Genomic DNA, 13,676 nt, shown 5'->3' on the forward strand with positions numbered 1-13,676 from the left:
GGAAATATGTGCCTGCAATGGGGGGAGAGCCCTTCCGGCCATCGCAGGCGACGCAATTCGTGAGCGTTTCAGTTGTAAGGGTGGCGCGCCCTAGCCGTAAAGCGCACGGGCGCGATCTTCGAAGGCCTTGACGATGCGGGACATGGCCTCGTGAAACACCACGCCGATCAAGCGTTGCAGGATGGCGTTGCGGAACTCGAAATCGACGAAGAACTCGACACGGCTGCCACCTTCGGGGCGGTCGGTGAAGCTCCAGCCGCTGCGCATATACTTGAAAGGCCCTTCCAGATATTCGGTGTCGATCTTCAAGGTCCCGGTCTCGGGATCAGCGGGCCAGAGCACGACCCTGCTGCCGAAACGTTCCCGGAAGACCTTGAAGCTGATGACCAAGTCGGCTGCGATCTCCTCTGCCCCATCCGGGCGGGTCTGGCGCGAGCGGATGCGGGCCGCGCTGTTCCAGGGCAGGAATTGAGGGTAGCTTTCCACATCTGCCACGAGGTCGAACATCTGGCAGGCGGTGTAGGGAAGGTCGCGATTGTCCTGGTGATGCGGCAAGGAGAACTCTTGAGTTTCGGCGGATCGGGTTGTTTGCTAGTCCAACGGCACTAACAGGATATTTAGGCGATGAACAACCTGGTTTGGCTTATCCGTGCATCGAAATGGGCGCGCCACCCGCCAAGCGCGCGGATGGTCAAGCTGGTTCTGGCCATCATTGCCATCGGCATCGCCATCATCGCCTTGGAAAAACTGGGCTGGTGGCCCGAATGGGCGACAATGGAGCGAGGCCGCGGAGGGCGTTTGCCGCGCTGAAGCAATTTTTGGCCGCTTGCGCTACAGCCCGGCCTCCTTGAAACTGTCGCATTGCGCCATCTCGCCTGAACGGAACCCCCGCATCAGCCATGTCTGCCGCTGCTCTGCACTGCCATGGGTGAAACTGTCGGGCATCGGCGTACGACCGGCATTGGCCTGGATGACATCATCGCCGACAGCTTCGGCGGCGCCCATGGCCTCGGCCAGATCGCCCTCTTCCAGCGTGCCGAAACGTTCCTGCGCCTGACGTGCCCAGATGCCGGCATAGCAATCGGCCTGCAACTCGGTCAGCACCGACAGCGCGTTGGAATCCGACTGGCTGGCGCGGCTGCGCATCGAGTTCACCTGCCCCAGGACTCCGGTCAGGTTCTGGACATGGTGGCCGATCTCATGCGCGATCACATAGGCGGCGGCGAAATCGCCCCCCGCCCCCATCCGCTGCGCCATCAGGTCGAAGAAATCGGTATCCAGATAGACCTTGCGGTCTCCGGGGCAGTAGAACGGGCCCATCGCAGCCGAGGCCCCGCCACATGCGGATTGCACCGCGCCGCTGAACAGCACAAGGGTCGGATCGGCGTAATCGATACCTGCCTGGTCTGGCAAGATCGCCCCCCAGACCTCCTCGGTATCGGCCAGCACGACCGAGACGAATTCGCCATATTCCTGGTCGGCCTCGCTGAGCGGCGCGTCTTGCTGCTGCTGGGGCTGCCCCTGATCCAGCCCCTGGACGATGGGCGTGATATCGATGCCGAAGAAATAGCCGACCGCCAGAACCGCCAACATGCCCACGACGCCGACACCTCCGGCGCGTGTCCGGCGCATCCCGCGCCGATCCTCGATATTGCCGCTGCCGCGCCTGCCTCGCCATCTCATAGCCTTGCCCACCCGGTTTGATCCTGACTCGGGATCATCACAGCAGCGCGACGCATTCGCAAGTGACTTGACGACCCGATCCCGTGCCGTCAAGTCAGAGACCGGAACGAAAGGGACCGCATGCTGCGCAAGCTATATGACTGGACCATGGGGCTTGCCGCGCATCGGCATGCGATGCCGGCCCTGTTCGGGGTCAGTTTCATTGAAAGCTCTATCTTTCCGATCCCGCCGGATGTGCTGATGATTCCCATGGTGCTGGCGCGAAAGGCGCGGGCATTCATCATCGCGGCCGTGGCGACGATCGGATCGGTGTTGGGCGGGCTGTTGGGATATTGGATCGGAGCGGCGCTGATGGGAAGCGTCGGGCAGTGGGTGCTGACTGTCTATGGCAAGGAGGATGCCTATCACCAGCTTGCCGCCCGTTTCGCCGAATATGGCGGATGGGCAGTGCTGTTTGCCGCGTTGACGCCCTTTCCCTTCAAGGTCATCACGATCTTTTCAGGCGCCGTGGGTTTCTCTTTGCCGCTATTCGTGCTGACTGCGGTCATCGGACGCGCGGGACGGTTCTTCGTCGTCGCCGCGCTTCTGTGGCGGTTCGGACCGCCCATCCGCGACTTTATCGAGCGGCGGTTGGGATTGGTCTTCACCGTCTTCATGGTCGGCCTCGTCGGAGGCTTTGTCGCGCTGAGGTATCTATGAACGCAACTCGGTTGGCTCTTCTCGCCGGAGGCGGATCGGCGGCACTGCTGCTGGCCGCATTGGGTTTTCAGGCGGTGGGATACGCGCCCTGCGAATTATGCATCCTGCAACGCTGGCCGCATCTGGCCGCAGTGATCATCGCCGGGTTGATCCTGCTGACAGGGCGGGTCCGGGCGCTGGCCGTGCTGGGGATGGTCGCGGCCGGAGTGGCGATGGGGCTCGCGATCTATCACAGCGGAGTCGAGATGGCATGGTGGCCCGGCCCCTCGCATTGCTCGGGCGGAATCGGTGATATCGCCAACATGTCGACGAAAGACCTGATGTCGAAACTGCAGGAAGCCCCGGTGGTGCGCTGCGACGAGGTGGCATGGCGCTTTCTCGGCCTGTCCATGGCAAGTTGGAACGCGGTGTTTTCGGCCTGCCTTGCCGTGGTCTGGGGAATGGCGGCGCGCCGGGAACGCTGAAAGCACGGGCAAGTCACTCCGAGCGGGGCAGCCGGGCCAAGTTTATTGGCGAAACCCTGCAAAACCCGGGGTGCAAGATTGCTCCCACCGACCGTGTCCGCTATACCGAAACTCAACAAGATGTTGAGGAATTCACGTGGCCGACACTCCTGAAGACGATCTGCCGGAAACCCCGGAAACAGGCGACGAAAACGGCAGCAGCCCGCGCCAGGTCATGGCACATGACGGGCCGTTGATCGACATCTCTTCCGAGATGCGGACATCCTATCTCGACTATGCGATGTCGGTGATCGTCAGCCGGGCGATTCCCGATCTGCGCGACGGGCTCAAGCCCGTTCATCGCCGCATTCTCTATGCGATGAACGAGACCGGGAACAGCCATGACAAGCCCTATCGCAAATCGGCCCGCCCCATCGGCGACGTGATGGGGAAATACCACCCGCATGGCGACAGCGCGATCTATGACGCACTGGTGCGGATGGCGCAGAATTTCTCGATGTCGCTGCCGTTGCTGGACGGCCAGGGCAATTTCGGCTCGATGGATGGCGATCCCCCGGCCGCGATGCGTTACACCGAAGTGCGCATGGACAAGCCGGCCAATTACCTGCTGATGGATATCGACAAGGACACGGTCGATTTCCAGGACAATTACGATGGCAAGGATCGCGAACCCACGGTTCTGCCCGCGCGCTTCCCGAACATGCTGGTCAATGGTGCGGGGGGCATCGCCGTCGGCATGGCCACCAATATCCCGCCGCATAACCTGGGCGAGATCGTGGATGCGACGCTGGCATTGATCGAAAACCCCGACCTGCCGACCGAACGCATCCTCGAGATCGTTCCCGGCCCGGATTTCCCCACTGGCGGGCTGATCCTTGGCCGTTCCGGCGCGCGCAAGGCCTATCTGGAGGGGCGCGGCAGCGTCATCATCCGTGCGAAAACCCATATCGAGGAACCGCGCAAGGACCGCTACGCCATCGTTCTGGACGAGATCCCCTATCAGGTAAACAAATCCAACCTGATCGAGCGTATCGCAGATCTGGCCAAGGAAAAGCGCGTCGAGGGAATTTCCAACGTTCAGGACGAATCCGACCGCTCTGGCGTGCGCGTGGTGATCGAGCTGAAACGGGACGCGACGCCCGACGTGGTGCTGAACCAGCTGTTCCGTTTCACGCCCATGCAGACCCATTTCGGCTGCAACATGCTGGCCCTGAACGGTGGGCGGCCCGAGCAGTTGGCGCTGCGCGATTTCCTCACCTATTTCATCAGCTTCCGTGAAGAGATTGTTGCACGGCGGACGGCTTATGAGTTGCGCCGGGCGCGTGAACGCAGCCATATTCTCTGTGGTTTGGCGGTCGCGGTCAGCAATGTCGACGAGGTTGTCGCAACCATCCGGTCTTCGGCCGACGCACCCGAGGCGCGGGCGCGGCTGATGGAGCGTCGCTGGCCTGCGCATGACATCGCCGAGTATCTGCGGCTGATCGACGATCCACTGCATCCGATCAACGAGGACGGCACCTATAACCTGTCCGAGACGCAGGCACGCGCCATTCTGGACCTGCGGCTGCAGCGGCTGACGCAGATCGGCGTCAAGGAGGTCACCGACGAGCTGCAGGAACTGGCCGATGCTATCCGCGAATACCTTGCGATTCTCGCTTCACGTGAGCGGATCATGGGTATCATCAGCGACGAGTTGCGCGAGGTGAAGGAACTCTTCGCCGTACCGCGGCGAACCGAGATCACCGAATGGTCCGGCGACATGATGGACGAGGACCTGATCGAGCGCGAGGACATGGTCGTCACCATCACCTCGGGCGGCTATATCAAGCGGACTGCCCTGGCAGAATTCCGCGCGCAGCGCCGCGGCGGCAAGGGCCTGTCGGGAATGGCAACCAAGGAGGACGACGTGGTGACCACGTTGTTCGTCGCCAACACCCATACCGAATTGCTGTTCTTCACGACCGACGGCATGGTCTACCGGCTCAAGACCTGGCGCCTTCCGCTTGGCGGGCGGACCGCCAGAGGCAAGGCGATCGTCAATATTCTGCCCATCGATCCGGGCGTTTCCATCGCCGCACTGATGCCGGTGAACGCGCCGGAAAGCGAATGGGACAGGTATCAGGTCGTCTTTGCCACCTCGCAGGGCGATGTGCGCCGCAACGCCCTGTCGGATTTCGCCAATGTCCGTTCGAACGGCAAGATCGCGATGAAATTGCCCGAGGATGTCAGCCTCGTCGCCGCGCGCATGGCGACCGAGGATGACGACGTCATGATGGTGACCGCCGGAGGCCGGGCAATCCGCTTCTCCACCACCGCGGTACGGGTCTTCAAGGGCCGCGATTCAACCGGGGTGCGCGGCATCAGACTGGCCAAGGGTGACAGCGTCGTCAGCATGTCGGTCATCCGGCATTTCGAGGCCGATCCAGCCGAACGCGCCGCCTATCTCAAGATGCGCCGCGCGGTGGCCGGTGCGCTGGATGACGGGGCCGAGGCGGATGAGGACGAGGACACGGTCGAAGAAGGCAGCATCACGCAGGAACGCTATGCCGAGATGTCGGCGGCCGAAGACCTGATCCTGACGATCTCCGCCAAGGGGGCGGGCAAGATCAGTTCTTCCCATGACTATTCCGTCCGCGGACGCGGCGGTCAGGGCGTGATGGCGATGGACAAGGCGATGCGCGGCGGCCCCCTGGTCGCCAGCTTCCCGGTGGAGTCGGATGATCAGATCATGCTCGCCACCTCGACCGGCCAGTCGATCCGCGTACCGGTGGAAGGGATCAGCTTCCGTTCGCGTTCTGCAGGCGGAGTGCGGGTCTTCAACACCGCGAAAGGCGAGGTGGTCGTATCGGTCGCCCGTGTCGCCGAGCAAAGCGACGCCGAAGACGAAGACAACGGCGAGGCGGAAGAATAAACATTCGGCGGGGCCACGCCCCCGCCGTCACGGTCGATGTCACAAATAACGAGGAAACGGGGTGGATCATTCAAGCGAACGCGTATTGCGGGAACGACTCCAGACAGGTTTCCTGGGGATCATCGCCTTCGGGCTGATCCTCTTCATGCTGGTGCAGGCGCGCTTCATCCTGATCTCGCTGGCGATTGCCATCATCCTGTTCTCACTGACCACCGACGCTATCTTTGCCATTTGCTCGCGCCTGAAAGTGCCCAACTGGCTGGGCACGATGCTGGCTTTGATCGGCATCGTTCTGGGGGTGCTCTGGGTTTCGACCACGGTCGTTGCCCAGATCAACCAGGTCGTGCAAACTGCCGTCGTCTATGTCGAACAGGCACAGGCCGCATTGCCCACGCTCACGCAATGGCTGGGGCCGGATGTGCAGGATCGTCTGCTGACCGCGATCTCGAATTTCAATATTACCGGCTGGATCCGATCGCTTGCCGGTCAGGCAACCGGCGTCCTGCAAGGCAGCGTGCTGGTGATCCTGTTCGTGGGTTTCATGTTCGCCGAGCAGGTCTGGTTCCCCCTCAAGGTCGAACGTCTGACCGGCGATCCCCAAAAGGCTTTGCAGGTCCGGCGGATCATCTCCTCGATCATGCACAGGGTAAACCGTTACCTGGTTGTCAAGACGGCGGTCAGCGGCGTGACCTCGGTCGCGGTCTGGCTGATATTCACGCTAGCGGATGTAGGCCTCGCCGGTCCGATCGCACTGCTGACCTTCATCCTGAATTTCATTCCCTCGGTGGGCTCGATCATCGCCACGGCCATCGCGGCAGTGCTCGCATTCGTTCTCAGTGGCGATACGACCGTGACGATCATCATCGCCGCCGCCTGCTCCTTGGTGCAGTTTACCATCGGTAACGTGCTGGACCCCATGTTGCTGGGGCAGACATTGCGGCTGTCGAGCTTTGGTATCATCCTCAGCCTCGCCTTCTGGGGGGCTGTCTGGGGGATTCCCGGAATGTTCCTGGCAGTGCCGATCATGGTTGCACTGATGATCGTCTGCGCGCATATCCCTTGGCTGCGCCCGGTTGCGGTGCTGCTGTCGCGCGAAGGGCTGCCCGATGACGGCAGCAGCGATGAGGACGACGAGGCCAACCCTCCTACCCTTGCGGCCTGATCGGGCCGATCGCAATGACAGCCGCGGGAGATCGGATTCCTGGCCGGGTATCTGTCCATGACTCGGCTCATGATGACCCATCATCCTGCCTGTCGGAGCCAGGCAAAATCCGCGTCAGTTCAACTTGCCAGGCATATTTGGCTGACGTCGATGTGAGAGCCGCTTTCCGGCTTCGGCATCGACAAGGCACAGGTTTCCAGGTTATCAGATATCGCATGCGGAAGATTGCGTATATCGTCATGGCACTCTTTCTCGCCCTCTATGGGGCGAGCACTGCCGCACAAGCTGCAAGCGCTTCGGCAATGACGATCGAGATGGTTACCTCGGCCGAACCCGGCATGAACATGGCCAATTGCCAAGCCTGCGAGATTGACGAAGATACCACGGCAGGCGGGCTTGCCTGCGGCATGGTCTGCACTCCCCCTCTCGCCGCAACATTCACTGCCTCAATCGGCCCGATCATGGCGCCCCACCTGCCGCAAGAGCGGCCGTCGAGCAAAATTCTGGCAACCGGTCTGACAGGTTCGCCGGATCCATTCCCTCCCCGAACCCTCATCTGAGGCGACGCCGTCACGCGATCATGCGTGCCAGCGCGTTATGCTGCGCCTTGACCGGTCCGAAGGCCGACGGCGCGCATTCCAATCCATTGGCGCATGCCGCGCATGCATCCAATGCCTTTTGGTGATCAGATGAGACAATCAAATGTCAAAAATTGCCTATCCCGGATTGTCACGCCGGGGATTCCTTGCCGCTGGTGCCGGAGCCTGGCTTACGGTCGCGGCGAAACCGCTGCTCGCACAAGCCACGGCGCCTGATCCGGTCCTGGGTTTCGATGGTGACGATCTTCTCGTCGCTTCCGACCGCATCCGGCGATACGCCCTGACCGACGGTACACCGCAAAACCTGTCCGGACCTGGCATTGTCCAAGCCCTCGCCACGCATCCCGACCGCCCCGGTCTTGTCGTTGCCGGGCTTGCTTCGGGAGGCGTCAGCATCTCGGAGGATGGCGGCCAGACCTGGGAAACCCGAGCGACCGGACTGGCTGAGGGCGCGGTTGACGCCATAGCCATTGCGGCGGGGAATCCCGATCTGCTCTATGCGGCGGTGCATGGCGACGGGTTATGGAAAAGCGAAAATGCCGGGGGCACGTGGTCCCTGGCGATGGATCGCCCCTGGCTCGAAGAAGCGGAACATGATCTGCTGACGCTCGCCTCGGTCGATCTGGAGACCGGAATGGGCGGCATCTGGATCTATGCCGGAACCGAGGCCGGATTGACACGCGTGCCGGATTGTTTCTGCCGCTGGCAGGATGTTCAGCCCGGCAACGCCATGGATGCGCTTGCATCGGGCGAAACCCCGCCCGCCGAATTCCCTCTGCCCAAAGGTGAACCTGTCCGGGCCCTCGCCGCCGCCCCCTCGGCGCCGGGGATCCTGTACGCCGCCTTGCCCTCAGGCCTGTGGATGTCTGCGGATGGTGGTGTGGTCTGGTCACATCTGGCCGAGGGCTCGGCAAGCGCGGTCGCGGTTCATCCCGGGAACGCGGACCGGCTGGCCGCAATCATGGATGGACATCTGAAACTCAGCCGCGATGGCGGCGCAAACTGGGTCGCCATCGCGGCCGCATGAAGGAGTTGAACATGAATAAATCGACAATCATTGCCACATTCGTTGCTGTCACAATCGGCGGAACCATCGCCTTTACCTCGCTTGGGCTCGCGGAAAATGACGACACATCCAAGGTGGGCGAGACCTCGAAAGAGATCACCATCTGGCGTGATCCCGGCTGCGGCTGCTGCGACAGCTATGCCGATTATCTCGAGACGCATGGCTACAGCGTGACGCGTGTCGATGACGTGAATTTCGACGAGCGTTCGATAGATGCAGGTGTGCCCGCGCAAGGGCTGGGCTGTCACCTGGCCGAAATCGACGGCTATCATGTCAGCGGGCTGGTGCCGGCGGATATCATCGAGCGGTTGCTGACCGAACGCCCCGACATCACCGGCATCACCCTGCCCGGTATGCCCGCCAATGCGCCGGGCATGGCGCCCGAGAAAACCGGCACGCTGAAAACCTATGCCTTTGGCGAGGACGGGGTCTCTGTCTATGCCGATGAGTGAGTGTATGGGCGGCATGATGACCGTGATGATGGCGGGCGGCGGACTGATCCTGCTGCTGGTCATCGCGATACTGGTTCTCGGCGTTCTGGCCTTGGTCAGATATCTTCGGAGGCCGATATGAGGCCCGGTTTGGTGGCTGCCGCCGCAGCAGCTACGACGCTGTTCGCCGTGGCTGCGGCGGCATTTGTACAAGCCGAGGATTCCGCAAGCGATGCGGAGGACCTGACCTTCCTCGGCGCATCCGTGACAAGCGAGGATATCGCGCTCGGCAAACAGCTTTACACCGAGAACTGCGCCTCCTGCCATGGTGCCGATCTGGAGGGGCAGCCCGATTGGAAGCGGCGCTTGCCCACGGGACGGATGCCCGCCCCACCCCACGATGAGACTGGTCACACATGGCATCATTCCGATCAGGACCTGTTCACGATGACCAAGCAGGGTGTCGCGGCACTCGTACCGGATTACGACAGCGACATGCCGGGGTTCGAGGACATGCTGACCGATGACGAAATCAAGGCGGTGCTGGCCTTCATCAAGAGCACCTGGCCGGAACGCCAACGGGCGTTTCAGGGCAAGCTCAATGGCGAGGGCGGAACGTGAAACACCGGCTTTTCGGCACGAAGCGGCCCGCGCACCGTCAGCCGCAAAAGGATAATGGCCTCAAAGGCCTGTGCGCAACGAGGGATATCACTTTCCAATTCCATGAGGAGAAAACCATGAAACGACTGACACAACTTTCCCTTTCAATCGCTCTTGCTGCGATAACCGCCGCATCGTTCAGCCATGCGCAAGAAATGAAACCGGATGACATGATGCAAGGTCACGGCATGATGGGCGATGAAGGCATGTCGGGAATGATGGGGATGATGCAGATGATGGATCGGATGGGCCCGATGATGGAAGCCTGCACCGAGATGATGCAGGCGATGAATGACAAGGCCGACGCAGAGAAACCCACGCAACAAGACGGCTGAGGCATCGTCCGCCCGTACAAACCCTGTTCGGGCGGACATTCCAAAGACAACCCGCCCCCTCTCTTCGCGATAGCTTCGATCGGTGGCAAAGTGCGGATTTCTGGCCCGTTACATCAGGCGGGGGTTTTGTCATGGTCGGCAAGGCATTCGCCATGATCGCGCAGCACTTCCAGCACCCGGCAATCCGCAACGGAACCTCCGGCACAATCGGTGATCATGCGCCTCAGCTCTGCTCGCAGCGCTTCCAGCCGAACAATACGTGCTTCAACCTGCTTCAACTGCTTCTTCGCGATGGAATCGACATGGGCGCAGGAATGATCGGGCGTGTCGGACAGGTCCAGCAGCTCTCGGATCGCATCGAGGGCAAATCCCAGTTGCCGTGCGTGACGAATGAAGGCGAGCCGGTCGAGTTCCGCATCGCCATAGCGGCGCTGCCCGCCCTCTGTGCGGCCGGGCTCGGGCATCAGGCCGATCTGCTCATAATAGCGGATGGTCTGTACATTGGTGCCGGTGCGTTTCGCCAGAGTTCCGATTGTCAGCATGGCGCCCCCTAATGCTACAGCTATTGTAGCTTTCTGGCGGAGCACCCGCAACCCTCCGCCAACCGCGGAACCTGCTGGCGGCTCGGGACCAGGGCACTCGGCGCGCATTCGCAAGACCATCAAATTTTTCCGCATCCCCTCTTGAAGCTATAGTCGCTGTAGATCCTATCTTCCTTAAATCGAGAAAGCATCGACGGAATCACGGCATGGAAAATGACGATACGACTCTTGAGGAATGGCGCGTAACAGGCATGGATTGCGGTTCCTGCGCCACCAAGCTGCGCGGCGCGGTCGAACGGTTGCCCGGCATATCCGAGGTGGATGTGGCCCTGATGGCCGAGCGCCTGCGCCTGCGCCGCGACGGGTCCCGGATATCGCGTGGCGAGGTCGAGAAAGCCGTGCGTGGAGTGGGATTCGGGCTTTCGCCCAAGGACGGTCCCGCGACGGAAAGTCCCGTGCGCGGGTTTGTCCTGCCCGCCGATGCCTATTCCGACAATGCGGATATTCCGCCGCAGAAGGAAACCCGACAGCAGGAAGATCCCGCGTGGTACCAGACCCGCAAGGGCCGGATGCTGATCGGCACCGGTCTGCTGTTAGCTGCGGCATGGGTTGTGGAACTCTCCACGGGTGGGCCTGCCGCGCAATGGGCATTTATCCTCGCGACCTTGATCGGCCTTGCCCCGGTCGCGAAGAAGGCACTGATATTGGCGCGGGCACGGATGCCATTCACCATTGAAATGCTCATGAGTATCGCCGCGCTTGGTGCACTTGTGATAGGCGCGGCTGGCGAGGCAGCGCTGGTTGTCTTCCTGTTTGCCATGGGCGAGATGCTGGAGGGCCTTGCAGCCGGCAAGGCCCGGGACGGTATTCGCGCGCTCGCCGAACTGGTGCCCAAATCCGCCCGCCTCGTGGTCGGCAGCCGCATCCGCGAGGTGCCCGCCGCCACCCTCTCTATCGGGCAGGTTGTGCAGGTTCGCCCCGGCGATCGCGTGCCCGCCGATGGCACCGTGATCTCAGGCACATCCGGTGTCGATGAAAGCCCTGTCACGGGAGAGAGCATCCCACGCCTGAAAGAGGCGGGAGCGGAGGTCTTCGCCGGATCGGTGAATACCGAGGCGGAGTTGCGGCTGAGTGTCACTCGGGCCGCCGAGGACAACACGATAGCCCGGATCATCCGCCTGGTGGAAGAAGCCGAAACAGCCCGGGCGCCCACCGAACGCTTTATCGACCGCTTCAGCCGCTGGTACATGCCTGCCGTGGTCGGCATGGCAGTTCTGGTCGCCGTATTGCCGCCCCTCTTCGCCGATGCAAACTGGGAAACCTGGATCTATCGTGCTCTCGCATTGCTGCTGATCGGTTGTCCTTGCGCATTGGTGATCTCGGTCCCCGCCTCCATCGCTTCGGCGCTTTCAGCCGGGGCACGGCAGGGATTGCTGATGAAAGGCGGCGCGGTCATCGAGGCTGCGGCAAGGACCGACCTCGTGGCCTTCGACAAGACCGGCACGCTAACCGAGGGAAGGCCGCAGGTAACTGATACGGTAGCCGTTTCCGGCACGGTAGAAGAATTGCTGCGCATCGCTGCGGCGGTGGAAACCGGGGCGAGTCACCCGCTCGGTCAGGCGATCCTTGCCCGAGCCGAGGGTATCGGAGTGGACTGGCCCGAAGGCGCAGAGGCCGGTGCGATTCCCGGCCAGGGAGCCTTCGCCACGATTGAAGGGGTGCGTTGGACCGTCGGCGCTCCGCGCCTCGCCATCGAGGCGGGAATCCTGACAGGTGAATTGGCCGAACAGGCTGAAGCGCTTGAGGCAGAGGGCAAGACAGTGGTCGCCGTGTTTGCCTCGGATCGCCTTCTGGGCCTATTGGCGCTGCGGGACGAGCCGCGCGAAGATGCGGCCCAGACCGTGGCGAACCTGGGCGGAATGGGCGTTTCCGCCGTCATGCTGACTGGAGACAACGCCCGAACCGGAGCCGCTATCGCCAAGCAGATCGGACTCGACTACCGGGCGGAACTGTTACCCGAAGACAAGGTTGCCGCATTGCGCGAGCTTACCGGTCGGCACCGGGTGATGATGATAGGCGACGGCATCAACGATGCCCCCGCCCTGGCCACCGCCCATGTCGGCATCGCCATGGGTTCCGGCACCGATGTGGCGCTTGAAACTGCGGATGGCGCGTTGCTCCGCAATCGGCTGATGGATGTGGTGGCGCAACTACGCCTGGCCCGCGCGACCATGGTCAATATCCGGCAGAACGTGGCCATTGCGCTCGGTCTCAAAGGGGTGTTTCTCATCACGACCGTGCTGGGCATCACCGGGCTCTGGATCGCGATCCTTGCGGATACGGGAGCAACGGTGCTCGTGACCTTGAATGCGCTGCGTCTTTTGGGCTTTGGCCCGAAACAGAGGCCCCGTGCCCCGAAAGGTCCTTTGCGCGCCGCGCCGGCTGAATAACCCCCTTGCCGGAGCGGGGCGGATCATGCGTTAATCGAGGTCTATCAAGACTTTCTTTGATCTTGGGTAGCCATCACGAATCGCCTCCCGTTCAGTTCTTTGAAACCGGAATCCACTCACAACAAAGGAAAGAACGTGACGAATATCGACAAGAATCCTGCCGTGACCCGCTGGTTTGAAGATTTCACCCTGGGTGAGGTTTTCCACAACCCGTCGCGGACCATGACCGACGGCATCTTCGCGATGTTTCAGGCGGCTTCCGGCGACAACGACCCGATTCATTACAATCTCGAATATTGCCAGGATCGCGGACATCGCGACATGCTCGCCCACGGGATGCAGACATTCATCCAGACGGCAGCCGGAGCAGGAACCTTCCCATCGCAAGTTGCGGATTCGCTTGTTGGATTGATCGAGTTCGGAGGCAATATCCTCAAACCGGTTTATCGAAATGACACGCTTTATGCCAAGCTCGAAATTACTGACCTGATAGAGCAGAACACGACCGGTATTATCGTGATGACCGCCTCGGTCGAAAATCACCAGGGTATCGAGGTGCTGTCCGGATTCCACAAATACCTGATCCGCAAACGTCCGGATCAGGCATAACAACATCGCGGCACGTCCAGGCACGAGGAATGCCGTTGTCGCTGACATCTACGGCTCCGAAACCC

15 protein-coding genes are annotated in these 13,676 nt (G+C 61.7%); 12 read left to right on the forward strand and 3 right to left on the reverse strand.

Annotation, left to right across the window (positions count from 1 at the left end; translation table 11 throughout):
* Positions 1–90: 90 nt before the first annotated feature.
* Positions 91–555, reverse strand: coding sequence for a type II toxin-antitoxin system RatA family toxin (locus tag JHX88_RS16215; RefSeq protein ID WP_076524585.1), 465 nt, complete (start codon positions 553–555; stop codon positions 91–93).
* A gap of 69 nt (positions 556–624) precedes the next feature.
* Between JHX88_RS16215 and JHX88_RS16220 the strand changes: the two genes are divergently transcribed.
* Positions 625–810 (forward strand): hypothetical protein, encoded by a 186-nt coding sequence (locus JHX88_RS16220; RefSeq protein WP_076524587.1) that lies wholly within the window; start codon positions 625–627, stop codon positions 808–810.
* Between the two features lie 21 nt (positions 811–831).
* Here the strand turns inward: JHX88_RS16220 and ypfJ are convergent, their stop codons facing one another.
* Positions 832–1,683, reverse strand: a complete 852-nt coding sequence (ypfJ, locus tag JHX88_RS16225; protein ID WP_076524589.1) for a KPN_02809 family neutral zinc metallopeptidase — start codon at positions 1,681–1,683, stop codon at positions 832–834.
* A gap of 120 nt (positions 1,684–1,803) precedes the next feature.
* On the opposite strand from ypfJ, the gene JHX88_RS16230 reads away from it, so the two are divergent.
* The 9 genes from JHX88_RS16230 (at position 1,804) to JHX88_RS16270 (ending at position 10,010) form a co-directional block, all read left to right on the forward strand.
* A complete protein-coding gene (locus tag JHX88_RS16230; RefSeq protein WP_076524590.1) occupies positions 1,804–2,382 on the forward strand; it encodes a YqaA family protein in 579 nt (192 codons plus the stop codon).
* Entirely contained in the window at positions 2,379–2,846 is a 468-nt protein-coding gene (locus JHX88_RS16235) for a disulfide bond formation protein B (protein ID WP_076524592.1), read from the forward strand. Before JHX88_RS16230 ends, JHX88_RS16235 begins: the two co-directional genes overlap by 4 nt.
* A gap of 214 nt (positions 2,847–3,060) precedes the next feature.
* Positions 3,061–5,757 (forward strand): DNA gyrase subunit A, encoded by a 2,697-nt coding sequence (gyrA, locus tag JHX88_RS16240; protein ID WP_076524977.1) that lies wholly within the window; start codon positions 3,061–3,063, stop codon positions 5,755–5,757.
* Positions 5,758–5,818: 61 nt separating this feature from the next.
* The gene (locus JHX88_RS16245) at positions 5,819–6,919 is read left to right on the forward strand and encodes an AI-2E family transporter (RefSeq protein WP_076524594.1); all 1,101 of its coding nucleotides are present in this window, start codon (positions 5,819–5,821) and stop codon (positions 6,917–6,919) included.
* 215 nt (positions 6,920–7,134) lie between these two features.
* Positions 7,135–7,479, forward strand: a complete 345-nt coding sequence (locus JHX88_RS16250; protein ID WP_076524596.1) for a hypothetical protein — start codon at positions 7,135–7,137, stop codon at positions 7,477–7,479.
* A 142-nt stretch (positions 7,480–7,621) separates the two neighbouring features.
* A complete protein-coding gene (locus JHX88_RS16255) occupies positions 7,622–8,545 on the forward strand; it encodes a beta propeller repeat protein (RefSeq protein ID WP_272848064.1) in 924 nt (307 codons plus the stop codon).
* Positions 8,546–8,556: 11 nt separating this feature from the next.
* Positions 8,557–9,036, forward strand: a complete 480-nt coding sequence (locus tag JHX88_RS16260; RefSeq protein ID WP_141225791.1) for a DUF411 domain-containing protein — start codon at positions 8,557–8,559, stop codon at positions 9,034–9,036.
* A 117-nt stretch (positions 9,037–9,153) separates the two neighbouring features.
* Positions 9,154–9,636, forward strand: coding sequence for a c-type cytochrome (locus JHX88_RS16265; RefSeq protein WP_076524600.1), 483 nt, complete (start codon positions 9,154–9,156; stop codon positions 9,634–9,636).
* Positions 9,637–9,752: 116 nt separating this feature from the next.
* Positions 9,753–10,010 (forward strand): hypothetical protein, encoded by a 258-nt coding sequence (locus JHX88_RS16270; RefSeq protein WP_076524602.1) that lies wholly within the window; start codon positions 9,753–9,755, stop codon positions 10,008–10,010.
* A gap of 113 nt (positions 10,011–10,123) precedes the next feature.
* Here JHX88_RS16270 and JHX88_RS16275 read toward each other — a convergent pair whose 3' ends face one another.
* Entirely contained in the window at positions 10,124–10,552 is a 429-nt protein-coding gene (locus JHX88_RS16275; RefSeq protein ID WP_076524604.1) for a MerR family transcriptional regulator, read from the reverse strand.
* Between the two features lie 206 nt (positions 10,553–10,758).
* On the opposite strand from JHX88_RS16275, the gene JHX88_RS16280 reads away from it, so the two are divergent.
* On the forward strand, positions 10,759–13,002 hold the full coding sequence (locus JHX88_RS16280) for a heavy metal translocating P-type ATPase (RefSeq protein WP_076524606.1): 2,244 nt from the start codon (positions 10,759–10,761) through the stop codon (positions 13,000–13,002).
* Positions 13,003–13,137: 135 nt separating this feature from the next.
* The gene (locus JHX88_RS16285) at positions 13,138–13,611 is read left to right on the forward strand and encodes a MaoC family dehydratase (protein ID WP_272848065.1); all 474 of its coding nucleotides are present in this window, start codon (positions 13,138–13,140) and stop codon (positions 13,609–13,611) included.
* Positions 13,612–13,676 lie beyond the last annotated feature (65 nt).

The sequence above is a fragment of the Paracoccus saliphilus genome (genome assembly GCF_028553805.1).
Lineage (GTDB): Bacteria > Pseudomonadota > Alphaproteobacteria > Rhodobacterales > Rhodobacteraceae > Paracoccus > Paracoccus saliphilus.

Coding starts and splice junctions, on each gene's coding strand:
- JHX88_RS16255 (WP_272848064.1), top strand. CDS start 7,622: ATGTCAAAAATTGCCTATCCCGGATTGTCACGCCGGGGATTCCTTGCC.
- JHX88_RS16265 (WP_076524600.1), top strand. CDS start 9,154: ATGAGGCCCGGTTTGGTGGCTGCCGCCGCAGCAGCTACGACGCTGTTC.
- JHX88_RS16250 (WP_076524596.1), top strand. CDS start 7,135: ATGCGGAAGATTGCGTATATCGTCATGGCACTCTTTCTCGCCCTCTAT.
- JHX88_RS16280 (WP_076524606.1), top strand. CDS start 10,759: ATGGAAAATGACGATACGACTCTTGAGGAATGGCGCGTAACAGGCATG.
- JHX88_RS16235 (WP_076524592.1), top strand. CDS start 2,379: ATGAACGCAACTCGGTTGGCTCTTCTCGCCGGAGGCGGATCGGCGGCA.
- ypfJ (WP_076524589.1), bottom strand. CDS start 1,683: ATGAGATGGCGAGGCAGGCGCGGCAGCGGCAATATCGAGGATCGGCGC.
- JHX88_RS16230 (WP_076524590.1), top strand. CDS start 1,804: ATGCTGCGCAAGCTATATGACTGGACCATGGGGCTTGCCGCGCATCGG.
- JHX88_RS16260 (WP_141225791.1), top strand. CDS start 8,557: ATGAATAAATCGACAATCATTGCCACATTCGTTGCTGTCACAATCGGC.
- JHX88_RS16275 (WP_076524604.1), bottom strand. CDS start 10,552: ATGCTGACAATCGGAACTCTGGCGAAACGCACCGGCACCAATGTACAG.
- gyrA (WP_076524977.1), top strand. CDS start 3,061: ATGGCACATGACGGGCCGTTGATCGACATCTCTTCCGAGATGCGGACA.
- JHX88_RS16220 (WP_076524587.1), top strand. CDS start 625: ATGAACAACCTGGTTTGGCTTATCCGTGCATCGAAATGGGCGCGCCAC.
- JHX88_RS16270 (WP_076524602.1), top strand. CDS start 9,753: ATGAAACGACTGACACAACTTTCCCTTTCAATCGCTCTTGCTGCGATA.